Genomic DNA, 22,044 nt, shown 5'->3' with positions numbered 1-22,044 from the left:
ACTAGATCGCGTGTTTTCTTGGCGGCTTTATTCTGTCTGTCGGCGACAAAGAGTATGATTACAGCGTAGAAGGAAGGCTTAGCAGGCTGGAACAAAAATTAACCTGGAGGTGAATGGATTGCGCGCAATCAGTTCAGATGAGATTATCTCTATCATAAAAGAAGAAATAAACAACTATGACGAGATCAGCCGCAACCAGGAAGTAGGGACGGTGGTTTCCGTAGGAGACGGGATCGCCACGATCTATGGTCTGGACCATGCCATGTATGGCGAGATCATTACCCTGGAAAACGGCCTGAAAGGCATGGTTCAGGATATCAAACAAAATGAGATCAGCTGCATCTTGTTTGGAGATGACAGCGAAGTTACACAGGGAACAAAAGCAGCCCGGACAAAAAGACGCGCCGGCATTCCGGTAGGAGAGGCCTACATCGGAAGGATCGTGGACGCTCTGGGCTCCCCCATCGACGGGCGGGGCGGGATCGAGGCCAGCGAGTACCGGCCGGTAGAGCAGGAGGCTCCCGGCATTGTGGAACGTAAGTCGGTCAGCGTGCCGCTGGAGACAGGAATCTTGTCCATTGATTCGATGTTCCCGATCGGGCGGGGACAGCGTGAGCTGATCATTGGAGACCGCCAGACCGGAAAAACATCGATCGCCATGGATACCATCCTTAATCAGAAGGGGAAAGATGTGATCTGCATCTATGTAGCGATCGGCCAGAAGGCGTCCACAGTAGCGCAGCTGGTAAATACCCTTCGCAAACATGGCGCGCTTGAGTATACCACGGTATTTTGCTCAACGGCCAGCGAGTGCGCGCCGCTGCAGTATATCGTGCCTTATTCTGCGACTGCGCTTGCAGAATATTTTATGTATCAGGGAAAAGATGTGCTGATCATTTATGACGATCTGTCCAAGCATGCGGTGGCCTACCGCGCCATTTCGCTTTTGCTGGGACGGTCTCCGGGACGTGAAGCCTATCCGGGAGATGTCTTCTATCTGCATTCCAGATTGCTGGAAGCGAAGCAGCCGGTTAAATGAAGAGGCGGGAGGCGGTTCCATTACGGCTCTGCCGATCATCGAGACGCAGGCGGGAGACGTGTCCTGCGTACATTCCCACCAACGTCATTTCCATTACAGACGGGCAGATCTTTCTGGAGAGCAGCCTTTTTAACGCCGGCATGCGCCCGGCGGTCAATGTAGGGCTTTCCGTATCCCGTGTGGGCGGCGCGGCCCAGACCAAGGCGATGAAAAAGGCCAGCGGAAGCATCCGTATCGACCTTGCCCAGGCAAGGGAAATGGAATCCTTTACCCAGTTCAGTTCGGATCTGGATGAAGCAACCAGGGAACAGCTGAAATACGGCGCCGTCCTGACGGAACTTTTAAAACAGCCTCTTGGCAGGCCGCTGTCCATGCAGGAACAGGTGATTACCCTTGTGGCGGCGACAAACCGTCTGATGATGGACGTGGAAACGGCAAAGGTCAAAGAATTTCAGATGGATATGCTGGCGTATTTTGACCGGGAGCACCCGCAGATCGGCCAGACGCTGGAGGAGAAGAAAGTGCTGGACGACGGGTTGAAAGAACAGATCATAGAGGCAGTAAAGCAGTTTAAAGAAACAAGATAAGCAGGTGGAACGATGGCAAATGCAAGAGAGCTGAAAGAAAGGATGGCCAGCATCCAGGAGACGAGAAAGATTACCAATGCCATGTATCTGATCTCTTCTTCAAAAATGAAGCAGGCCAGAAAAAAGCTTGCGGATACAGAACCCTTCTTTTTTGGGATCCAGGCGGAAATTTCCAGAATCCTGCGGCACGTTCCGGATATGCACAGCCATTTCTTCGACACCCGGGAGAAGATCCCGCCGGAAGAACGCAAGATCGGCTGTATCGTGATCACTGCGGATAAAGGGCTGGCCGGCGCGTACAATCATAACGTCATTAAGATGGCGGAGCAGGTGCTGGCGGAGCCGGGAATCCATAAAATGTATGTGCTGGCGAGCTGGGCAGACAGTATTTTTCCAAAAAACAGGGGCTTTTGCTGGATACTTCATTCAGATATACGGTGCAGAAGCCGACGCTGTACAGGGCCCGCGTGATTGCGGAGGAGATGGTTTCCCTTTTTGAAGAAGGGGAACTGGACGATATTTATATCATTTACACCCGGATGGAAAATGCGATGCAGGCAGTGACGGAGAAGATCAAGATCCTGCCGTTGCACAGGGTCAGTTTCACGCCCCAGAACATGCCGTCCATTGCGGGCGTATATCAGGAAGGTATGATCCTGTACCCGTCGGCCCACAGCGTTATGGATAATATTGTGCCAAACTATGTGGTGGGACTGATCTATGGCTGCCTCGTAGAGTCTTACTGCAGCGAGCACAACGCCAGGATGCAGGCAATGCAGAATGCGACCGACAGTGCGTCGGATATGCTGGATGAGCTTAGGATAACATATAACCGTGTGCGCCAGGCCGATATCACTCAGGAACTGACGGAAGTCATCGGCGGGGCAAATGCACAGAAAAGGAAGTGAGCAGGAACATTATGACAAAGGGTAAGATCATACAGGTCATGGGGCCTGTTGTAGACGTGGAATTTGAGAGCCAGAAAGAACTCCCCCGCATCAAGGATGCGTTGGAGGTAGAGAACGGCGGCAAACGCTGTGTCATGGAAGTGGCTCAGCATGTGGGAAATAATGTGGCCCGCTGTATCATGCTGGCTTCCAGCGACGGACTTTATAAAGGAATGGAAGTTACGGCCACAGGCGCGGGGATCCAGGTGCCGGTAGGCGAACAGACCCTGGGACGTCTCTTTAACGTGCTGGGGGAAACAATTGATGATAAAGAGGAGATCGCAGAAGACGCCGAGCGCTGGGTGATCCACCGGAAGGCTCCAAGCTTTGAAGAGCAGAGCCCGGCTGTGGAGGTGCTGGAAACCGGGATCAAGGTCATTGATCTTCTGACTCCGTATGCCAAAGGCGGAAAGATCGGTCTTTTTGGAGGCGCCGGAGTAGGAAAGACGGTGCTGATCCAGGAGCTGATCCACAACATTGCCACCGAGCACGGAGGATATTCTATCTTTACCGGTGTGGGAGAAAGATCCCGTGAAGGAAATGACCTCTGGACCGAGATGAGCGAGTCCGGGTTATCAACAAAACAGCTCTGGTATTCGGACAGATGAACGAGGCCGCCGGGAGCCCGTATGCGTGTGGCGGAGACGGGACTTACCATGGCGGATATTTCCGTGATGAAGAGCATCAGAACGTGCTGTTGTTTATTGACAATATTTTCCGATTTGTGCAGGCGGGTTCCGAGGTGTCCGCTCTGCTTGGACGTATGCCGTCCGCAGTCGGATATCAGCCGACTCTGGCCAATGAAATGGGCGCTCTGCAGGAGCGGATCGCTTCTACAAGAAAGGGATCTGTTACTTCCGTGCAGGCAGTCTATGTGCCTGCGGACGACCTGACAGACCCGGCGCCTGCAACCACATTTTCCCATCTGGATGCCACCACCGTTCTTTCCAGAAAGATCGTGGAGCAGGGAATCTATCCGGCGGTAGATCCGCTGGAATCCACCTCCCGGATCCTGGAGCCGGACGTGGTAGGAGAAGAGCATTACCGGGTGGCGAGAAAGGTGCAGGAGATCCTGCAGAAATACAAAGAACTTCAGGACATTATCGCGATCCTTGGTATGGAAGAACTGTCAGAAGAAGATAAGATGACAGTAAACCGTGCAAGAAAGGTACAGAGATTCCTGTCTCAGCCATTCTCTGTGGCGGAAGTATTTACGGGCACTCCGGGAAAATATGTACCGCTTGAGGAAACAGTCCGCGGCTTTGCGGCCATCATCGACGGAGAGATGGATGAGTATCCGGAAAGCGCCTTCTTTAACGTGGGAACCATCGAGGACGTAAAAGAAAAAGCAAAGGCTCAGATGCAGCAGGCATAAGGAGTGTAAAAAAGCATGGGAACATTTTCGTTAAAGATCATATCCAGCGATAAAATATTTTACGAGGGCCCCTGCCAGTACCTGACGATCCCTGCGCCTGACGGGCAAAAGGGGGTTTTGCCCCATCATGAAAATATGGTGATCGCCGTGGATCCGGGGGAGCTTAAGTTTCGTAAGCCGGACGGCGAATGGGTGGAAGCCGTGGTGTCCATGGGGTTTGCAGAGATCATGAACAACCGGGTGTCTGTGCTGGTCAATACGGCAGAGCGCCCCGAGGACATTGATGTGAAGCGGGCTGAGGAAGCAAAGGAACGGGCCGAGGAGCGGCTGCGTCAGAAGCAGAGCATCCAGGAGTATCACCTGTCCCAGGCTTCGCTGGCAAGAGCCATGGCAAGGCTTAAGGCATCCCGGAATAAGCACGGGGATATCTAGGATACGGGAAATTACACATAAAATATAGAAAATCACACATAAAAAAGCACGACAGGATCGGCTCTTTTATGTGTGATTTTTTTCTGGCAATTTTGGTGATCTTTTGGGGGAAATGGGATAAAAGAGGAGAAAACCAGGGGAAAGCCAGGTGAAAAGCCGGGCATAAAATAGGACTGCGCCTGGGAGGAGTGCAGTCCTGAGGAAAAAGTTATGAAAAAGATTTTGTGTTCAATTTCTTGAACAGTTACAGTATAGAAAAAAGTTGTGATGATTCTGTGTTTAAATTAAGAAAAAAATGTAAACAAACTATGAAATGTCCAGATTGGAAAAGGAACGCAGAATCCTTAAACATGGAACAGTTCCTGCAAAAGATCGCGGAGCGTGTCTTCAAACAGACGCTCTGCCTTCCATACAATGGAGATTTCGTGATGGACCTGCCAGTCCGGCAAATCAATCACCTGGATAGAACCATCACGCAGTTCGTCCAGTACAGCTGTTTTATAGAGGAAGGTAATCCCGCAATTGTTTTTCACCATTTCCTTGATCGTATTCATATTTCCAATGGTGGTGACGTGCGTGAAGTTTTCAATGCCTAGATCATATTCAGACAGGGCGTCTTCCAGGATCCTGCGGGTGCCGGAACCCGGCTCGCGGACAAGAAGACGCTCCGATGTCAGCTCAAAAAGACTCCGGGGCATTTTTTTAAACTTGTAATGCCTGCCGCAGATGGGAATAAAGCGGTCAGTGATAAATGGGGTATGGCGGTACAGATGACGGGGATAATTCCCTTCCAGAATGGCGAAATCAATCTCGCCGGCATCCAGCTTCTGCAGAAGTAAAGCAGTGTTGGCCACAGTAACCGAAATATCAGAATCCGGGTGTGCCGCCAGAAAATGCGACAGAGGATCGGCGATCATAAATTCCCCCACAGTCAGCGTAGCGCCGAAACGCAGACGATAACGAAGATCCGAAAGAGACAAAAGTTGTTCCTTCAGATAAGTTTCATTATTGTAGAGAGAAGTCAGAGAGCTCTTAAGAAGAGCGCCTGCCTCGGTAAGGCAGAGACGCCGCCCCTGAAAACAGAACACCCTGGCTCCATAGTATTCTTCGATAAACTGAATATGCTGCGATACCGCAGGCTGGGTAATATGAAGTTTCTTTGCCGCCCGGGTAAAACTCTGCTCCTCACAGACGGTCAGAAAAGTAAAAACACGATGATCCAGCATGGCAACCTCCATCAATGGGGACGGGGGATTCCTGGGAATCCCCCGTCCCCATTGATGGTATGATAACATACTTTTATAAAAAAATAAATATTTATAATTTTACATTATGAAATTTTCGTGATAGGATTTGCTTTGTGGAAAATGTTGTGGATAATGTGTGGAGGGAGAATATGGAGTTTGTGAGAAAAAATGGGAAGGGGATTTTGCTGTGTCTGTGTATTGCGGTCCCGTCCTGGCTTTTGGGGAAGCGGTTTCCGATTGTCGGCGGGCCGGTAATCGCGATCCTGGCTGGTATGATCCTGACGTTAGGGATAAAAGAGAAGGGGGATCTGGAGAGCGGGATCAAATATACGTCTAAGAAGATTCTGCAGTATGCGGTGATCCTGCTTGGCTTCGGACTGAATCTGCAGGTGATCCTGCAGACCGGGAAGCAGTCGCTGCCAATCATTGTTTCAACGATTGCCACATCTTTGGTGGTTGCCTATGTGCTGCACCGCGCGATGCACATTCCGGGAAAAATATCTACGCTGGTGGGCGTGGGATCGTCTATTTGCGGAGGCTCGGCCGTCGCTGCGACAGCGCCGGTGATTGATGCGGATGATGAAGAGGTGGCGCAGGCGATTTCGGTGATCTTCTTTTTCAATGTACTGGCGGCGGTGTTGTTTCCGACATTGGGAGGAATACTGGGATTTGCGACGGACTCGGGAGAAGCGTTTGGCGTATTTGCAGGAACTGCGGTAAATGATACGTCTTCCGTAACCGCTGCGGCATCTACCTGGGACAGTTTGTATGGCCTGGGAAGCGCCACTCTTGATAAAGCCGTCACTGTAAAGTTGACCAGGACGCTGGCGATCATTCCGATCACACTGGCGCTGGCATTTCTTCGCACTCGCAAAGAGAAAGGGGATGGAAATGGAAAAGTTTCTATGAAGCAGATTTTCCCATTCTTCATTCTGTTTTTTATCGGTGCGTCTGTGATCACCACAGTTGCAACTGCGGCGGGCGTTTCGGCGGAAATCTTCGCGCCTCTGAAAGAATTGTCAAAGTTCTTTATCATTATGGCCATGGCGGCAGTGGGGCTGAATACGAACATTGTGAAATTGGTAAAAACCGGAGGAAAACCGATCCTGATGGGAATGGCCTGCTGGATCGGGATTACGGTAGTAAGCCTTGGTATGCAGCACATGCTGGGAATCTGGTAGCGAAAAGGATCTGGCGGCAGCAGGGATCTGGCGGCAGCAGGAATCTGGCGGCAGCAGGGATCTGGCGGCAGCAGGGATCTGGTGGCAGTTGTAAAAAAGGAGATGTCAGTAAGACATCTCCTTTTCCGGTCATAGATTAATGAAAAACAGGAATGAAATGATAAAGAATCTCCTGGATTCTTTATCAATCCTGCAGGATGCCAAGCCCTCGTTCCAGGGGGAGGCCATTTACAAGCCGTTTCTTGATCTCCTTTTGCAGGCTGGTGTTTTCCGGCAGACTTTCCAGAGACTGGGGAGCTTCGCTTAAATCAAAGACAAAGTAAAGAAAGTCTTTGGGACACTCCTCTACGTCCAGCAGCTTAAAATGCTTCTGGAAGCTTAAGATCCGGCTGTCTGCGGGAAGGCAGTCTCTTAGCTGGGGACTAAGAAGCCAGCTCTGGGTAAAGAAAACAGGCGGCTGCTCTGCGGAAAAAGAGTAGTATTTCGGAATCCATTCAGTGGCCGTCTTTAAGGAAGAAGAGACGATAGTCTCGTCCAGAGGGCCGTCTTCCGGAATATGAACAAAGATCACCGGTGGATTGCCGGTCAAAAATGGTTTGAGAACAGCAAGACCTCCGGGGACCCATTCGAACTGCAGACATCCGTGCCAGGTCATCAGTCCGGAAATAAGACCACTGGAAAAAATCATCTGGCGGAATCGCATCCCGTCGGTCCCGTGCTTTTCGCCGTCCCAGGTGCAGTAATAGCGAATGCCGTATTTCTGCATCCGGATCTGTGCCTCGTCAAAATGATATTTTTCCATATTTTTCTGGTGGATCGGATACCCGCTTAGAAGGACAAGAGTCGCCATCACAGGACTCCCATGGCTGGAAAATGCAGAGGAATGGCTGTCCCAGGTCCAGATATCGCCGCAGTCGGCTTCGGGAGCAAAAAAGAGAATCTGTCTCCAGAGCCAGCACAGAAAGTTCAGTTTTTCATCAGATCTAAGGGTCTGGATTTCCCGGGAAAGCCTGCGGCAAAGAGGCTCTTCCAGCTCGTAAAATGTCATGATCTCATCAAAAGGAAGACTTTCAAGCCAGTTCGGGTCATAGCTGTCAAGAGCATCTGCAAGACAGTGCTCCCAGGAGAGAGGAATCCGGTCAAAAGAGACATAATCTGCAAGTTCTTGTAATTGGTACATAAGAAAACTCCTTTCATAATAGCCAGCGTTCAGCAGATTACAGACACAAAGAAAACATGCTGTTTGAAAGGTATTATATATTCCCGGGTTGCAGGTTTCAATCTTTTAATTCGCAGAGCTGTCTACTCTGCGAAAAGGAAGGAGCAGCTTCCTTCTCGCTTCAGATCGAAGCCAGCTTCTACACAACGCGTAGCGAAGGTGTGCCTGAGGGCATGGAAATTGACCGGACGGATACCGTTTTGGATAAGAACCTTTTTCAGATGGTTTTCAAGAGAACGGGGCTCGACAAATTTATCGCTGCGCCCGGTGAGGAAAAATACATCTTCCGACGACCGAAAGGGCGTAAGCCAGCGGACCAGAAAATCAGGAAGCGGAATGGTCCTTAAGGAGCAAGTACTCTTTGGGGTGCTGATAATGATGCGGGTGCGGTTCCCGGTTGAGTGGCTCATATCCTGCAGCCTTTGCAGCGTGCGGGTTACGAAGATCTCACCTTCCGTAAGGTGGATCTGTCCCCAGGTCAGCGCGCAGAGCTCGCCGATCCGGATAAAAGAAGACATAAAAAAGCCTGAAGCTGCCGGGTGGTAATTTCACAGCAGGGGCAGCTTCTAAGCACTGGCAGAATGTTTTTCTGCAGTTGATTTCGGTATCTGTTATAGGAAGATTCTTTTACCTGCATCCGGACCAGGGAAAGCCATTCTCTGCTGATCTCTTCAAAAGTTACGATTTTGAGGTTGCTCATTTTATTCATACCGTTTTTCCTCCCGTTTGTTCTGGTGTATGTTTTACAGGCATCCGTTGATAGGACAAGCTGCTTTTTTTGGTTGATTCCAGGGCGCATTTTTGACGTTTCATGCACCGGTAAACGAAGTGTATAAAATCACGAAAATTTATTCAAGACAAGTTTGAAAAAGTTGTTATTTATTTGCAAAAAATTGCATAAAAATGCTGATTATACGACATAAACGACCAATTTACCGGCTTATTTTCTTGACAAAGAAGGGGGCAACAGGTAAACTGTAGTCTATAGATATTACCGTTCGGACGATTCGCAGAGTAGACAGCTCTGCGAAAAATAAACACTTTTATATGGATAGAAAGGGCACGAATGATACGGACAGATAATACTGGAATTACAATTTTGCGCGAAGGAGAAAATGTCCAGATCGAGCCTTACGGGAAGCATATAATCCGTGTCCGCGCCGCCGCCGGAGAGATCCAGGACCTGAACTGGACGCTGCTGGAGCCGGGCGAGGCGGAGGCGGAGATCAGAACCACCGAAAAAGAGGCTGTTTTAATAAACGGAGACATTCAAGTCAAAGTTACGGAAGATGGAAAGATTTCTTTCTGGAACAGGAAAGAGGAGCTGCTTTTGCAAGAACTCTGGAGGAATGAACGGGATATTCCTGGCAGAGTGATCCGCGGAAAAGAAGGCGGCTTGTTTCATGTAGAGCAGCATCTGTGCGCCATGGCAGGAGAGCATTTTTACGGGCTTGGCCAGGAGGCGCACGATCTCTTCGATCTAAAAGGCGCGACTCTGGATCTGTGCCAGCAGAATACAAAAAGTACGATCCCCTTCGTAATCTCATCCAGAGGTTATGGATTTCTCTGGAACAATCCCGCCATCGGAAGAGTCGAGTTTGGGACCTCCCAGACCCGCTGGGTGGCGGAGTCGGCCAGACAGATGGATTATCTTGTGATCGCTGCAGATACGCCGGCCGAGATTGAGAAGCGTTACTGCATGCTCACCGGCTTTGCTCCGGAATTTCCGGAGTGGGCGACAGGATTCTGGCAGTCCAAGCTTCGCTATGAGACACAGGAAGAGCTCCTGGAAGTGGCAAGAGAATATAAAAGAAGAGAGATCCCGCTTTCCCTGATCGTGTGCGATTATTTCCACTGGCCGCAGCAGGGAGACTGGAAGTTTGACAAGGCCTGCTGGCCGGATCCCAAAGCGATGGTGGAGGAGTTGAACGAAATGGGCGTCCGCCTTCTGGTGTCGATCTGGCCCACCGTAGATCCGCGCAGCGAGAATTATTTTGCAATGCGGGATCAGAACATGCTGATCCGGGCGGAGCGGGGACCGGGACCTCTGGTATACTGCAGGGGACCTGAGACTTATTATGATCCGACCAATCCACAGGCAAGAGCGTTTGTGTGGGAGCGCGTAAAAGAAAATTATTACAGTCTGGGCATCCGTAATTTCTGGCTGGATGAAGCAGAGCCGGAGATCGGACCTTATGATTACGATAACTTACGCTACTGGATCGGAAATGGAATGGAAGTCAGCAGCCTGTATCCGTTCTATTATGCGAAGACCTTTTATGACGGCCAGATGAGCGAAGGACAAAAAGAGATCGTAAACCTGATACGCTGCGCGTGGGCAGGAAGCCAGCGCTATGGCGTGGTCCTCTGGTCCGGCGATATCTGCGCGGACTTTGCAAGTCTCCGCCGGCAGATCAAGACAGGGCTTCATGTAGCGGTCAGCGGCATCCCCTGGTGGACCACAGACATTGGCGGTTTCCATGGAGGTGATCCGGATTCGGAAGATTACCGGGAGTGTATGGTGAGATGGTTCCAGTTCGGAGCTTTTTGCCCGGTATTCAGACTGCACGGGTTCCGGGACAAAAAAGACAGGCCGGTATCACCCCCGGTTACTCTGGACGGATTCTGTTACTCCGGCGGGCCCAACGAGATCTGGAGCTACGGCGGGGAAGCCTACGAGATCCTGAAGCATTATATCGAGATCCGGGAGCGGTTAAGGCCTTATATCCTGGAACAGTTCCACAAAGCGTCCAAAGAAGGGCTGCCGGTGATGCGGCCGTTGTTCTTTGATTATAAAGAAGAAATCTGCTATGACATCTTTGATCAGTATCTGTTCGGACCGGATCTGATGGTATGCCCGGTATATGAACAGGGAGTAAGAGAACGCAGGGTGTATCTCCCCCAGGGAGAGACCTTTATTGATGCTTTTGATGGCAGGGAATACGAGGGCGGCGCATGGCTCACAGTCCAGGCCCCTCTGGAAAGGATTCCTTTGTTCCTGCGGAAGGGATCAGAACTGAAACCGGAAATGTTCCGGTAACGACAGATCATTTGTGCTTCGTGCATTAATGATAGAACGCAAAAAAGAAAGGAGAGAAGCTATTATGAAAAAGAAATCCGTAAAAGCGACACTGGCGTTCCTGATGACAGCCACGATGGCGGTATCCTTAGTTGGATGTGGCGGTGGATCTGGCGAAGAAGAAGCTGAAGAGCAGAAAACCACGAAGACCGCAGAAGACACAAACTGGGAAGGTGCAGAAAAGGCAGCAGAGTTAAGCGGCGACCTTACTTACATGCACTCTGGCGACGATTACGAGAGAGAGATGTATGCAAATGTGTTCAGCACATATGAGCAGTACGCAACGAACGTAAAAGTTGAGCAGATGTATGTTCCTTCCGACTATGACACCAAACTGCAGACACTGGCAGCCGGCGACGACCTTCCGGATCTGTTCTGGGTAGGTGAGTCCGGAGTCAGAAGATACAACGACTCTGGCATGCTTTCCGAGCTGGACAGCGTGATCGAAGAGTATCCGGATCTGACAGCCGACATCATCGACGGTGTTCTGGACTTTGGTAACATCGATGGCACCCAGGTAGCATTCCCGAAAGACTGGACATCTTATGTAATGTACCTCAATCTGGATATGTTCGAGGAAGCAGGCGTTGACGTGCCGACCAATGACTGGACCGTAGAAGACTACAAAGAGATCGCAGCTGATCTGACACAGAAGAGTGAAGACGGCGAGCGTACTCTGGTATATGGTACCGCGATCAACAACTATCGTGCTGACTGGATCAACTGGATGGGCAACTATGGCGCTGACTGGTTTGCTGACGGAAAGTCCAACCTGTCTTCCGCAGAGGCTCTGGAAGGTTTAGGAGTTATGTATGACCTTGTTCAGGCAGGTTCTGCACCGTCTCCGGGATCTGTATCCGCTACTGGTGACAGCGAAGACCGTCTGTTCATTACCGGTCAGGTTGCAATGTATCCGTCCGGACGTTGGGTAATCCCGTCCTTCCGTACAGAGTGCGACTTTGAGTGGGATGCAGTAGAGATGCCGCAGGGAACCACACGGACCTGTCCGTTTATCTGTAGTATGGTTTGTATCGCTGAAACCAGCGAGAACAAAGATGCAGCAGCCAACCTGCTTTCCTTCCAGATGAGTGATGAAGGACTTGCACTGGTTATGGAATCTGCTCTGTCTCTGCCGGTTTACACCGACCTGATGGAAAGCGAGACATATGTAAATACTCCTCCGTCAACAGATGCCTTTATCAATTCTGCTTCTTATCTGGGCAACGAGTCTCAGATCGAAGCATGCCAGACCGGAAAATGGGCTGAGTACAGCGACATCATTACCGCTCATCTGTCTGACGCTTTTGAAGGAAAGACCACGATCGAGGAAGCTGCAAAAGAAATTGATGACCAGGCGAACTCCACTGTATTTACAGAATAAACCTGCAAATCACAAAGTTTATTGACAATCAGATGTGGCATCCCGGGTTTCCGGGATGCCCTTCTCAAGAAAAGCGAAAGATAAGAAATGTAAGTTCAGTTTAATAAGGAATGGAGTTACGAGCCTATGAAAAAAACCAATACTTCCCGGAAAGGACTGACACTGCATCAGAAAGAGGCGCTGACCGGTTACGCATTTATCCTTCTGCCTCTGATCAGTTTGATCGTCCTGATGTATTATCCGATCATCCGATCCTTCTTTATCAGTTTCTTTAACTGGGATCTTTTGACAGATCCGTCCTTTATCGGGCTGGAAAATTACAAGACCATGATAAATGACGAAGTATTTAGAGTATCCCTCTTAAATACTTTTAAATGGGTAATTATTTATGTTCCCATGTCTGTGGTTACTTCATTTCTGTTAGCTCTTCTTTTGGACAGAAAGATGAAGGCGGCCGGCTTTTTCCGGACATTTTACTATATTCCGGTTGTCTGCCCGATCGTAGTAGTAGCGCTCCTGTGGGTGTGGATCTACAACACAGATTATGGTATTTTGAACTACCTTTTGGGGGTAGTAGGAATTGACCCTGTAGGGTGGCTGACAGACGAGAGATTTTCTCTTCTGGCCATTGCCATTATGTCGACCTGGAAATGGGCCGGTTACAACATGTTGATCTTCCTCTCTGCACTGCAGGGAATTGATGAAAGCCTTTACGAGGCCGCTGCTCTTGACGGTATCACACCATGGCAGAAGTTAAGATACATCAAACTTCCATTGATCATGCCGTCTATTTACTTTGTAATGCTGACAGCGGTGATCGACGCTTTCCAGATGTATACTGAGATCTTTATTATGACCAAGGGCGGTCCCGGATATTCAACTTACACCGTATCCTACTACCTGTGGTCCAATGCGTTTGAATATTCCAAGATGGGATATGCCTGTGCAATGGCAGTTGTCCTGTTTGTAATTATTATGGCAATCACTCTGGTCCAGAACAAATTCCTGAACAGAGAATACGACAATTAGAAGGAGGCCGGAAAAGTGACGAAGAAAAAGAAAAATAAAATATTAATTTATATCCTTCTGCTTTTCGTGGCGGCGCTGGTTGTCCTGCCATTTCTGTGGATGGTTGTTTCTGCGTTTAAAAGTCAGAGGGAGCTGTTTGCCTATCCGCCCACATTCTTCCCGACAGAGTGGAAGTTTGAAAACTTTACGGAGGCGGCGTCCCGTGGAAGTATCAGTTTTGCGGCCATGTTTGTCAACAGTATGAAGATTGCCGTGCCAAGTACGGTGTTTAACATCATCTTCTCCTCGCTGGCAGGTTATGCGTTTGCAAGACTTCGCTTCCCTCACAGGGACAAGATCTTTATGGGATTCCTGGCGGCGATGATGGTACCGTTTGTTGTTACACTGGTTCCCCGGTTCCTGATGTTCAGAGATCTGGGATTCTACGACACATATGTACCGCTGATCGTTCCGGCAATGTTCGGAACACCGTTTTCCGTGTTCCTGACCAGGCAGTTCTTTATGACGCTGCCAAAAGAGCTGGAGGAGGCCGCGATCGTGGACGGCTGCAGTCATCTGCGTATCTGGTGGCAGATCTTCCTGCCGCTGTGTAAGCCGATCATCTCCACGCTGGCGGTATTCCAGTTCCAGAGCTCTTACAACGACTTTATGGGACCGGTTATCTACATCGCATCAGACGCCAAATTTACGGTGCAGATGGGACTTTCCTCATTCCGGAATTCCTTTACATCGAGATACGATCTGATCATGGCCGGATCCATCCTGGCATTGATTCCTGTAGTCATACTCTTTGTATGCTGTCAGAAATACATTGTCCGTGGTATCGCCATGAGTGGATTGAAGGGCTAAAAAAATATTGCGAAAAACAACAAAGAAGGCTTCTGCCGGAAAGAATGCCGGCAGAAGCCTTTCTTTACTGGGGGTAGGAAATGATTGAAATAAACGGACTTGTAAAAGATTATGGCACAAAAAGAGTCTTGGATCATGTGAGTTTCAATGTGAACGAGGGGGAAATCCTGGGCTTGCTGGGGCCGAATGGGGCGGGGAAATCAACGACTATGAATATTATGACAGGAAATCTTTCCTCTACGGATGGAACGGTCCGGATCAACGGGCATGAGATCCTGGAGGAACCGCTTCAGGCGAAAAAGGAGTTGGGATATCTTCCGGAAAACCCACCTCTCTATATGGATATGACGGTAAAGGAATATCTGAAATTTGCGTATCGTTTAAAAAAGTGCAGACTGCCTTATGAAGAACACATCCAGGCAGTGTGCAAAGCTACTTATATCGCGGATGTGTATGACCGGGTGATCAAGAACCTCTCCAAAGGATACCGGCAGAGGATCGGGATTGCCCAGGCTCTGATCGGGGAGCCGAAGGTCCTGATCCTGGACGAGCCTACGTCCGGACTGGATCCGGCCCAGATGATCGAGATCCGCAATCTGATCACCAGTCTTCGTAAGAAGCATACAGTTATTTTTTCTTCTCATATTCTCCCGGAAGTCCAGGCGGTATGCGACCGTGTGGTAGTGATCAACCGGGGAAAGGTACTGGCAGACGACACGCCGTCCGGACTGGAAGAACGGCTGGAAGGAAAGCAGGTCCGGGTCTGCGTGGCAGGACCGGAAAAAGAAGTGTCCCAGACGCTCAGGGAGATCCCCGGCGTACTGGAGGTGACAAGAACCGACTGCCAGGAGCCGGGCAGCTGCGCCTTTGATCTGAAGGTGGAGGATGAAGCTGCAGCAAGAAGGTTGATCGCGGCCCGGATGAAGCAGAGTCCCTGGCTTATGACGGAGATGGCCGGAGTTCATCTGTCTCTGGAAGACATTTTCCTGAAGCTTACGGGAAAGAAGGGAGGAAAAAGACGGTGAGAGCCATATTTTTAAGAGAAATGTCATCTTACTTTATCGCGCCGGCCGGCTATGTATATCTGGCTGCGTTTTACTGCCTGGCAGGGTACCGGTACGGCGTGCTGATCTTAAGCGGACAGGGTGAGATGAGCTATGAATTTACCTTTTTATACACGGTCGTCCTCCTGCTTACGCCGATCCTGACGATGCGGCTGATGAGCGAGGACCGCAAGCAGAAAACAGATCAGATGCTGTTCTCTGCGCCGGTGTCTCTGGGCGGGATCGTAGCCGGCAAATATTTTGCCGCAGTGGTAGTCTTTCTTGTGGGGATCGGCGTGACGGTGCTTCACGCGCTGTTCCTTGCGCCTTATTCGGAAATCAACTGGGCAATTTTCTGGGGCAATCTTACAGGCCTTGCGCTGATGGGAATGGCCGGGATCGCTCTTTGTATGTTCATCTCTGCCCAGACAGAAAGCCAGATCATAGCGGCGATCGGAGGATTTGCATGTATGCTGTTTGTAATCTCTCTGAACTCGCTGGCGGATGTGATCTCCATTGGCCCGCTGCAGGATTTTTTATATACCCTTTCCTTTTATGACCGTTACTATAATCTGACCATGGGGATTTTCAGGGTGTCGGATCTGGCGTTTTTCTTCGCCTTTGCCGCCCTGTTCTTCTTCCTTACCACCCGCGCTCTGGAACGGCGCAGATGGAGCGGACAGTAGACGAACAGGAGGAAAAGACACATGAACAAAATAAGAAGAAAATGGAAGATCGGAATATGGTCGGTGGCAGTGACTGTGCTGGGGATCATCCTGGCGCTGGCCCTGGTGCTGGTGGCAGACCGGCTGACAGAAAAGTTTGGCTGGGATGTGGATCTGACCGCAAACGACAGGTATGCGATATCAGAAGAATCTGTTTCCTGGTTGGAAAACCTGGATCAGGATGTTAAAATCACAGTATTAGTAAAGGAAGAAGATATGGCCTCAGGCAGCTACTATATGGTCCAGGCCTATCAGAACCTGCTGGAGTATCAGCGGCATTCAGACCGGGTGGAGCTGGAATTTGTGGACGTGACGGAGAATCCGGCGTTTGTTTCTAAATATCCGGATCTGGATCTGGGCGCTTATGATATTCTGATCGAAAGCGGAGAGAACCAGTCGGTATTATCTTTACAGGATCTTTATGATTATGACACCACCGGCAGCCAGATCACTGCTTCCAGAGTGGAGCAGAAAGTGACCGGCGCGCTGATGGATGTGACCGCCCAGGACAAGCTTCATGTGACGGTCCTGAACGGATATGGAGAAGCAGAACCGGATGACCTGATCACACTGCTGGAAGGAAACCGGTGCGAAGTAACACAGAGCTCCCTTCTGACCGAAGAGATCGATGCCGAAGCAAAGGCCGCAGTCCTCTATGCGCCGAGAAAGGATCTGGAGGAAAGCAGCGTAAAGAAATTGTCCGAGTGGCTGGACAATAACGGAGAGCAGGGAAGAACCCTCTTTGTATTCATGGATCCGGGAGCAGTGGATCTGCCGAATCTGGAAGCTTTTCTGGAGGACTGGGGACTTACTGCGGAAGATGGATATGTGTTTGAATCCAGCAGCGGACGTTACTATGATCAGATCTATTATCCGGTAGCGCAGTATGCAGAGGAAGAGTATGCTAAAGGCTTTACGGCAAATGACATTACGATCATGGCCCTCTGCCGCCCGGTGGACGTGCTGTTCGAGGAAGAAGACGGATATGAGACCTGTACCCTTCTTGATTTCTCCGAGACTTCGGGAACTGTGACTGCGGACGCGGAAGAAGTAACGGAAGATATGGTGACAGGAGACGCTAAGGGAATGGTTATGTCTACCCACAGCTGGTACGGTTCGGAAGTGACCGCCTCGAATGTCGTCCTGTCCGGATCGGCGCTTGCCTTTACCGGAAGTCTGGTTACAGGGGATACTTTTGCAAATGGAGAGTATATCCTGGGCGTACTTACTACGCTGACCGGGGAAGAGTCAAGCCTGAACATCCCGGCCAAGGATCTGACAGCCGCTACCCATACCATGACGGCTTCCCAGGCTTCTGTACGCACCTGGGGCTTTATGGCGGGCCTGCCGGTCATCGTGCTGGCAGCAGGCGTCATCGTATGGCTGCGAAGAAGACATCGGTAGCAGGGGGATGGATACATGAAAAGACAGTGGATAATGGCGGGGATCCTGTGCCTGTGCCTGGTGGCTCTGGGCGCGGTCTGGCTTGCAATGGGAAATTCTTCCAAACCGGAGGAAAAGAAGGAGGAGATCGCCCTTTCGGGAAAAGGAGAAACCGCCCGTACGATCCTTGCTGAAAATGAGCAGGGTGGATATACGATCGAGTGGAACAAGGAGAAGGCGGCGGTCAAAGGCCTGGAAGATCTTCCGGTTGACGAGGCCGTGGCAAAAGATGTAAAAGCTGCGCTGGAATCCCTTACCGTTGAGCGTAAGATTGAGGATGGCGCGGACAGGCTGGAGGACTTCGGGTTAAGCAAAGCCTCCGCCCGGGCAGAGATCCGGTGGGAAGATGGAACAGAAAGCCAGCTGCTCCTGGGAGGAGAGGTTCCGGACGAGGAAACCAGCCTGCGTTATATCTCCTGGAACGGAGAAGTTTATACAACTGCAGCAGGCAACGTGGAGTGGCTGGAATACGGGGAAGGCGACTTTTTGTCCCGGACCCTGACGCCTTCCGAGACCGATGGAGATCAGACGGTTCTGGTCACCAGAGTGTCTATCGTCCCCAGGGACGGGGAGGAAATGACGCTTGCATATACGGACAGCCAGGAGTTGTCCGGGTATACCGTGAATTCCTATGAAATGGTATCGCCAAGAGAGTATCCGGCAGACGCGTCCATTACGGAGAATCTGTTCCCCGGGCTTTTTGGCCTGGAAGCAGACGCGGTGGCGTCGGTACATCCGGAGGAATCGGAGAAGGAAGCCGCAGGGCTTTCCGATCCGTATAAAATCCTGCAGGTGGAATACACAGATGCAGAGGGAAAGACACAGTCCTTTTCTCTGGCAGTGGGAGAACCAAAGGACGGGCAGGTTCCTGTGATGGCAGATGGGGTGGACGTCATCTATCAGTGCAGCCAGGACAAGCTCTCCTGGATGAATGTGACCGAACAAGACCTGGTGAGCCATACGGTGCTGGCGCCGGATATTAAAACCCTTGCCAGTCTGGAGATCCGCGCAGGGGAAGAAGAATATGCATTTCAGATGGAAAATGTAGGGGAAGAAGAGGAGACGTTCCGGTACGGCGAAGAAGAGCTGGACGGAGATTCCTTCAGGAGCTTTTATTATTCCCTGATCAGTTTTTCCGCAGATGAAGTGTTGTTTGAGGATTATCCGGACACTTCCGCAATGGAAGAGGCAGCCAGGATCCGGTTTGTTTATCAGGATGGAAGCGAAGATGTTCTGACCTGTTTCCAGGAAGCTCCCCGTCAGCTTTATGTAAAGCTGGATCAGGGAGAACGGGGATACCGGATGTCTGCGTCTTTGCTGGAAAATATGCTTAGTACGGCGAAACGCCTGGCCGCAGGAGAAGAGATAACAGCCCGGTACTGATCAATACGGAAAAGAGCCGGAGCTGTGAGAACGTCTCAGGCTCCGGGCTCTTCGGGCTTTTCCGATGTTTCAGGCTCTTCCGGTGTTTCGGGCTCTTCCTGGTCTTCGGATTCTTCCGGATGGTCGGCCTTTTCTTTCGCATCCAGCGCTTTCTGGAAAGCAGGTTCAATCAGCCGTTCCGCCGCAAGCTGATAGCAGGCGGGAAGGAAGGTAAGAAGGACAGGAGCCAGAAGACACATGCTGGCGCAGAGCAGGAAGATAAAGAGCAAAAGCAGCGTAAAGCCGGCTCTTGTTACGGCCAGTGCCACAGAAGTCTTCAGAATGCCGGAAAAGCTCATATAGAACCTGGACAGTACGGGGAAGCCGTACAGGATCAGGATCAGAAGAAAGAGCAGGGCAAGGATAAAGAGAGCAAAATACAGGATCACAAACACCTGATTTTGTCCCTCTGCCGTAAAAAAGAGATAGCTTGCCACACAGAAAGCGCCAAGACCGAAAGCCAGCAGGGTAAGAAGAACGCCCTGTTTCAGGCTGGAGCGAAAGGAGCGCCAGAACGTGGACGTGATATATCCCTCATTTTGAAAGATGGATTTATGTACGGTGTGGTAGAGCGCCGCGCTTGCCGCTCCCATTGTGATCAGCGGGATAGAGAAAAGTGTCCAGAGGACACTTACGATCAGCATATCACATAGTTTTGACAGGAAGGTGAATAATTTACCATCGACATTGAAGAAACGATTCATAAAAATCCTCCTTTAGGGTACTGTATAATGTACTCAGTATACAGCTAGAAAAAGGAGATGTCAAATAGCAAAGGAGAAAAGACTATGACAAGAGAAGAGATTATCAGGCAGGATCTGGAACAGATTTACATCGGCAATCTAAGTACGGTGGACGCAGATCTGAAGCTCCCGGAAAAAGGAAAATACGGCTCTTCCTTTACCTGGGAAACCGGCGAGAGCCGCTTTATCGAGGAAGACGGCACGGTGCACCGCCCCCTTCACGGAATGGGAAACCGCAAGGTAATCCTGACTGTAACGGCAGAATATGAGGGCGCCTCTGACAAAAGAGAGTTTACGGCTACTGTGCTGCAGGAGGCAAAAGAGCTGCTCATTACAGAGGTGCGGACTGTGTCTCTGGAAGCGAAGAAGGGAGACGCGCCCCATCTGCCTTCTGTAGTGATCGTAAAGACTGCGGACGGCAGGCTGACTACCGTACCGGTTGCCTGGGAAGAACCGGATCCGTCTAAGACAGAGGGAACCGTGGAAGTGGAAGGGATCATTACAGGAAGCGATCAGCGCGCCCTTGCAAAGATTACTTACAAAGACAGCCTGGAGAAAGAGAAAGGGCCACAGCAGAAGATCTGGTATTTTCCGCTGTCGGACGTCCGCCTGAAAGAAGGAACACTTTATGAGAAATATCAGAAGCTGATGGTGGACTGGCTGCTTCAGGTGGACGACGGCCAGATGCTTTACAATTTCCGCAAAGCAGCCGGACTGGACACCAGAGGAGCAAAACCCATGACAGGATGGGATGAAGACAGCTGTAAGCTGAAAGGACATACCACAGGCCACTATCTTTCCGGTATCGCGCTTGCATGGGCGGCCACCGGAGACGTCAGATTCCGGGAGAAGATCCACGAGATGGCGGTCGGACTGAAGGAATGTCAGGACGCTTTCCAGGGGCAGGAAGGGATCCATCCGGGATTCTTAAGCGCCTATGATGAAGCACAGTTTGATCTTCTGGAAGAATATACCAAATATCCGGAGATCTGGGCTCCTTATTACACCCTGGATAAGATCATGTCAGGCCTGGAGGATTGTTACCTGCTGGCCGGTGAAGAGGTGGCGCTGCAGATCCTGGATCCCCTGGGAGACTGGGTATATGCAAGATTGTCCCGTCTGCCAAGAGAGCAGAGAGAGAAAATGTGGTCGATGTACATTGCCGGAGAGTTTGGCGGTATGCCGGGGGCTATGGTAAAGCTGTATAAGATCACAGGAAAGAAAGAGCATCTGGACGCGGCTCTTATGTTCTATAATGAGAAACTTTACTATCCGATGGAGGAAGACTGCGATACGCTGGAGGATATGCACGCCAACCAGCACATTCCGCAGATCCTCGGAGCCATGGATCTCTATGAAGTGGAGAAGGAGAAGAAATTCTGGGACATCGGCGAACACTTCTGGGATATCGTAACGGGCGGCCATATTTACTGCATCGGAGGCACCGGCGAGACAGAGATGTTCCACCGGGCGGGAATGAACTTACAGTATCTGACTGAAAAAGCTGCGGAAAGCTGCGCCAGCTACAATATGCTGCGCCTGACTGGACAGATCTTCCAGTACAGACCGCAAGAGCAGCTGATGGAATATTATGAAAATACGCTGTGCAACCATATTCTTGCCAGCAGCAGCCATGAGGCGGACGGCGGCACCACTTACTTTATGCCCCTTTGCCCGGGCGGAGTGAAAGAGTATTCGACTACCGAGAATACCTGCTGCCATGGAACAGGCATGGAAAGCCGGTTCCGTTATATGGAAAACATTTACGCCTATGATGAAAAGAATGTATACGTCAACCTGCTGATCGACTCTGTGCTGTCTGGCAGGGAAGAGCTGGAGCTGACCACAGAGATGGAGAAAGGCCTTGTGACCGTACGCTGCCACAAAGATATGGAACAGAGGCTGAAGATCCGCGTACCGGAGTGGGCGAATGAGAAAGTCCGCGTATTCCGGAACGGAGAAGCCGCAGAGCTGGTTTGCGAAGACGGATATGCCGTGTTTGATTCCGTAAAGGCAGGAGAGGAGATCCGTATGGAGCTGCCCATCGAACTTCGGATCGTTGAAAACGCAGAAGATAAGAGCCTGGTAAATCTTGCCTGCGGTCCGTATTTCCTGGCGGCTGTTTCAGACAGCAAAGACTTCTTAACACTGCCCCGGCTGGATCAGTTCAAAGCAGAAGAGAAGCCGTTCCACTTTACGGCGGAGGGAGTAGAGTTCCTTCCGTTCCCGGAAGTAGATCTGGAACCACAGCATCTGTACTTTAAAAGATAAAAGAGACTAAAAAAGGGAGCCATCAAAGCCCG

General features: G+C 50.6%; 18 protein-coding genes and 3 pseudogenes. 16 read left to right on the top strand and 5 right to left on the bottom strand.

What is annotated here, in order from left to right; genetic code table 11:
* Positions 1–17: 17 nt before the first annotated feature.
* The 6 genes and pseudogenes from ABGT54_RS12795 to atpC form a co-directional block, all read left to right on the top strand.
* Positions 18–113, top strand: a pseudogene (locus ABGT54_RS12795) (F0F1 ATP synthase subunit delta); the annotation flags it as partial.
* Between the two features lie 5 nt (positions 114–118).
* Positions 119–1,626: pseudogene (gene atpA, locus ABGT54_RS12790) on the top strand (F0F1 ATP synthase subunit alpha).
* Between the two features lie 12 nt (positions 1,627–1,638).
* Positions 1,639–2,534, top strand: a pseudogene (gene atpG / locus ABGT54_RS12785) (ATP synthase F1 subunit gamma).
* Between the two features lie 11 nt (positions 2,535–2,545).
* Positions 2,546–3,181 carry a hypothetical protein gene (locus ABGT54_RS12780; RefSeq protein ID WP_346664429.1) on the top strand — a complete coding sequence of 212 codons (636 nt, stop codon included), beginning with the start codon at positions 2,546–2,548 and terminating at the stop codon, positions 3,179–3,181.
* Entirely contained in the window at positions 3,178–3,948 is a 771-nt protein-coding gene (locus ABGT54_RS12775) for a hypothetical protein (RefSeq protein ID WP_346664428.1), read from the top strand. The genes ABGT54_RS12780 and ABGT54_RS12775 overlap by 4 nt, the downstream gene beginning before the upstream one ends.
* Before the next feature lie 15 nt (positions 3,949–3,963).
* Positions 3,964–4,380 (top strand): ATP synthase F1 subunit epsilon, encoded by a 417-nt coding sequence (atpC, locus tag ABGT54_RS12770; RefSeq protein WP_346664427.1) that lies wholly within the window; start codon positions 3,964–3,966, stop codon positions 4,378–4,380.
* 344 nt (positions 4,381–4,724) lie between these two features.
* Here atpC and ABGT54_RS12765 read toward each other — a convergent pair whose 3' ends face one another.
* Complete coding sequence (locus ABGT54_RS12765; protein ID WP_346664426.1) at positions 4,725–5,606, bottom strand: LysR family transcriptional regulator; 882 nt, start codon at positions 5,604–5,606, stop codon at positions 4,725–4,727.
* A gap of 170 nt (positions 5,607–5,776) precedes the next feature.
* Between ABGT54_RS12765 and ABGT54_RS12760 the strand changes: the two genes are divergently transcribed.
* A complete protein-coding gene (locus ABGT54_RS12760; protein ID WP_346664425.1) occupies positions 5,777–6,808 on the top strand; it encodes a YeiH family protein in 1,032 nt (343 codons plus the stop codon).
* Between the two features lie 184 nt (positions 6,809–6,992).
* Here ABGT54_RS12760 and ABGT54_RS12755 read toward each other — a convergent pair whose 3' ends face one another.
* The 3 genes from ABGT54_RS12755 to ABGT54_RS12745 all read right to left on the bottom strand — a co-directional run bounded on the left by ABGT54_RS12755 (position 6,993) and on the right by ABGT54_RS12745 (position 8,736).
* The gene (locus ABGT54_RS12755; protein ID WP_346664424.1) at positions 6,993–7,988 is read right to left on the bottom strand and encodes a hypothetical protein; all 996 of its coding nucleotides are present in this window, start codon (positions 7,986–7,988) and stop codon (positions 6,993–6,995) included.
* 122 nt (positions 7,989–8,110) lie between these two features.
* Entirely contained in the window at positions 8,111–8,545 is a 435-nt protein-coding gene (locus ABGT54_RS12750) for a site-specific integrase (RefSeq protein ID WP_346664423.1), read from the bottom strand.
* Positions 8,506–8,736: a hypothetical protein gene (locus ABGT54_RS12745; protein WP_346664422.1), complete on the bottom strand. Its 231-nt coding sequence runs from the start codon at positions 8,734–8,736 to the stop codon at positions 8,506–8,508. The genes ABGT54_RS12750 and ABGT54_RS12745 overlap by 40 nt, the downstream gene beginning before the upstream one ends.
* Positions 8,737–9,093: 357 nt before the next feature.
* Here ABGT54_RS12745 and ABGT54_RS12740 point away from each other — a divergent pair, with 357 nt between their 5' ends.
* The 8 genes from ABGT54_RS12740 to ABGT54_RS12705 all read left to right on the top strand — a co-directional run bounded on the left by ABGT54_RS12740 (position 9,094) and on the right by ABGT54_RS12705 (position 18,959).
* A complete protein-coding gene (locus tag ABGT54_RS12740; RefSeq protein ID WP_346664421.1) occupies positions 9,094–11,067 on the top strand; it encodes a TIM-barrel domain-containing protein in 1,974 nt (657 codons plus the stop codon).
* Between the two features lie 64 nt (positions 11,068–11,131).
* Positions 11,132–12,487 carry a sugar ABC transporter substrate-binding protein gene (locus ABGT54_RS12735; RefSeq protein ID WP_346664420.1) on the top strand — a complete coding sequence of 452 codons (1,356 nt, stop codon included), beginning with the start codon at positions 11,132–11,134 and terminating at the stop codon, positions 12,485–12,487.
* 126 nt (positions 12,488–12,613) lie between these two features.
* Positions 12,614–13,516, top strand: coding sequence for a sugar ABC transporter permease (locus tag ABGT54_RS12730; RefSeq protein ID WP_346664419.1), 903 nt, complete (start codon positions 12,614–12,616; stop codon positions 13,514–13,516).
* Positions 13,517–13,531: 15 nt separating this feature from the next.
* A complete protein-coding gene (locus tag ABGT54_RS12725) occupies positions 13,532–14,365 on the top strand; it encodes a carbohydrate ABC transporter permease (RefSeq protein ID WP_346664418.1) in 834 nt (277 codons plus the stop codon).
* Positions 14,366–14,445: 80 nt separating this feature from the next.
* The gene (locus ABGT54_RS12720; RefSeq protein WP_346664417.1) at positions 14,446–15,390 is read left to right on the top strand and encodes an ABC transporter ATP-binding protein; all 945 of its coding nucleotides are present in this window, start codon (positions 14,446–14,448) and stop codon (positions 15,388–15,390) included.
* The gene (locus ABGT54_RS12715; protein WP_346664416.1) at positions 15,387–16,094 is read left to right on the top strand and encodes an ABC-2 transporter permease; all 708 of its coding nucleotides are present in this window, start codon (positions 15,387–15,389) and stop codon (positions 16,092–16,094) included. The genes ABGT54_RS12720 and ABGT54_RS12715 overlap by 4 nt, the downstream gene beginning before the upstream one ends.
* 21 nt (positions 16,095–16,115) lie before the next feature.
* A complete protein-coding gene (locus ABGT54_RS12710) occupies positions 16,116–17,537 on the top strand; it encodes a GldG family protein (protein WP_346664415.1) in 1,422 nt (473 codons plus the stop codon).
* A 15-nt stretch (positions 17,538–17,552) separates the two neighbouring features.
* The gene (locus tag ABGT54_RS12705; RefSeq protein WP_346664414.1) at positions 17,553–18,959 is read left to right on the top strand and encodes a DUF4340 domain-containing protein; all 1,407 of its coding nucleotides are present in this window, start codon (positions 17,553–17,555) and stop codon (positions 18,957–18,959) included.
* A gap of 35 nt (positions 18,960–18,994) precedes the next feature.
* Here ABGT54_RS12705 and ABGT54_RS12700 read toward each other — a convergent pair whose 3' ends face one another.
* Positions 18,995–19,702 (bottom strand): YesL family protein, encoded by a 708-nt coding sequence (locus ABGT54_RS12700; RefSeq protein WP_346664413.1) that lies wholly within the window; start codon positions 19,700–19,702, stop codon positions 18,995–18,997.
* Between the two features lie 84 nt (positions 19,703–19,786).
* On the opposite strand from ABGT54_RS12700, the gene ABGT54_RS12695 reads away from it, so the two are divergent.
* On the top strand, positions 19,787–22,012 hold the full coding sequence (locus ABGT54_RS12695; protein WP_346664412.1) for a beta-L-arabinofuranosidase domain-containing protein: 2,226 nt from the start codon (positions 19,787–19,789) through the stop codon (positions 22,010–22,012).
* Positions 22,013–22,044 lie beyond the last annotated feature (32 nt).

It is taken from the genome of uncultured Merdimonas sp. (genome assembly GCF_963929015.1).
In the GTDB taxonomy this organism is placed as follows: domain Bacteria; phylum Bacillota; class Clostridia; order Lachnospirales; family Lachnospiraceae; genus Merdimonas.
The sequence above is the reverse complement of the archived record's forward strand: the minus strand, read 5'-3'. Positions and strand labels throughout refer to the sequence as shown.

Coding starts and splice junctions, on each gene's coding strand:
- ABGT54_RS12780 (WP_346664429.1), top strand. CDS start 2,546: ATGACAAAGGGTAAGATCATACAGGTCATGGGGCCTGTTGTAGACGTG.
- ABGT54_RS12775 (WP_346664428.1), top strand. CDS start 3,178: ATGAACGAGGCCGCCGGGAGCCCGTATGCGTGTGGCGGAGACGGGACT.
- atpC (WP_346664427.1), top strand. CDS start 3,964: ATGGGAACATTTTCGTTAAAGATCATATCCAGCGATAAAATATTTTAC.
- ABGT54_RS12765 (WP_346664426.1), bottom strand. CDS start 5,606: ATGCTGGATCATCGTGTTTTTACTTTTCTGACCGTCTGTGAGGAGCAG.
- ABGT54_RS12760 (WP_346664425.1), top strand. CDS start 5,777: ATGGAGTTTGTGAGAAAAAATGGGAAGGGGATTTTGCTGTGTCTGTGT.
- ABGT54_RS12755 (WP_346664424.1), bottom strand. CDS start 7,988: ATGTACCAATTACAAGAACTTGCAGATTATGTCTCTTTTGACCGGATT.
- ABGT54_RS12750 (WP_346664423.1), bottom strand. CDS start 8,545: ATGTCTTCTTTTATCCGGATCGGCGAGCTCTGCGCGCTGACCTGGGGA.
- ABGT54_RS12745 (WP_346664422.1), bottom strand. CDS start 8,736: ATGAATAAAATGAGCAACCTCAAAATCGTAACTTTTGAAGAGATCAGC.
- ABGT54_RS12740 (WP_346664421.1), top strand. CDS start 9,094: ATGATACGGACAGATAATACTGGAATTACAATTTTGCGCGAAGGAGAA.
- ABGT54_RS12735 (WP_346664420.1), top strand. CDS start 11,132: ATGAAAAAGAAATCCGTAAAAGCGACACTGGCGTTCCTGATGACAGCC.
- ABGT54_RS12730 (WP_346664419.1), top strand. CDS start 12,614: ATGAAAAAAACCAATACTTCCCGGAAAGGACTGACACTGCATCAGAAA.
- ABGT54_RS12720 (WP_346664417.1), top strand. CDS start 14,446: ATGATTGAAATAAACGGACTTGTAAAAGATTATGGCACAAAAAGAGTC.
- ABGT54_RS12710 (WP_346664415.1), top strand. CDS start 16,116: ATGAACAAAATAAGAAGAAAATGGAAGATCGGAATATGGTCGGTGGCA.
- ABGT54_RS12705 (WP_346664414.1), top strand. CDS start 17,553: ATGAAAAGACAGTGGATAATGGCGGGGATCCTGTGCCTGTGCCTGGTG.
- ABGT54_RS12700 (WP_346664413.1), bottom strand. CDS start 19,702: ATGAATCGTTTCTTCAATGTCGATGGTAAATTATTCACCTTCCTGTCA.
- ABGT54_RS12695 (WP_346664412.1), top strand. CDS start 19,787: ATGACAAGAGAAGAGATTATCAGGCAGGATCTGGAACAGATTTACATC.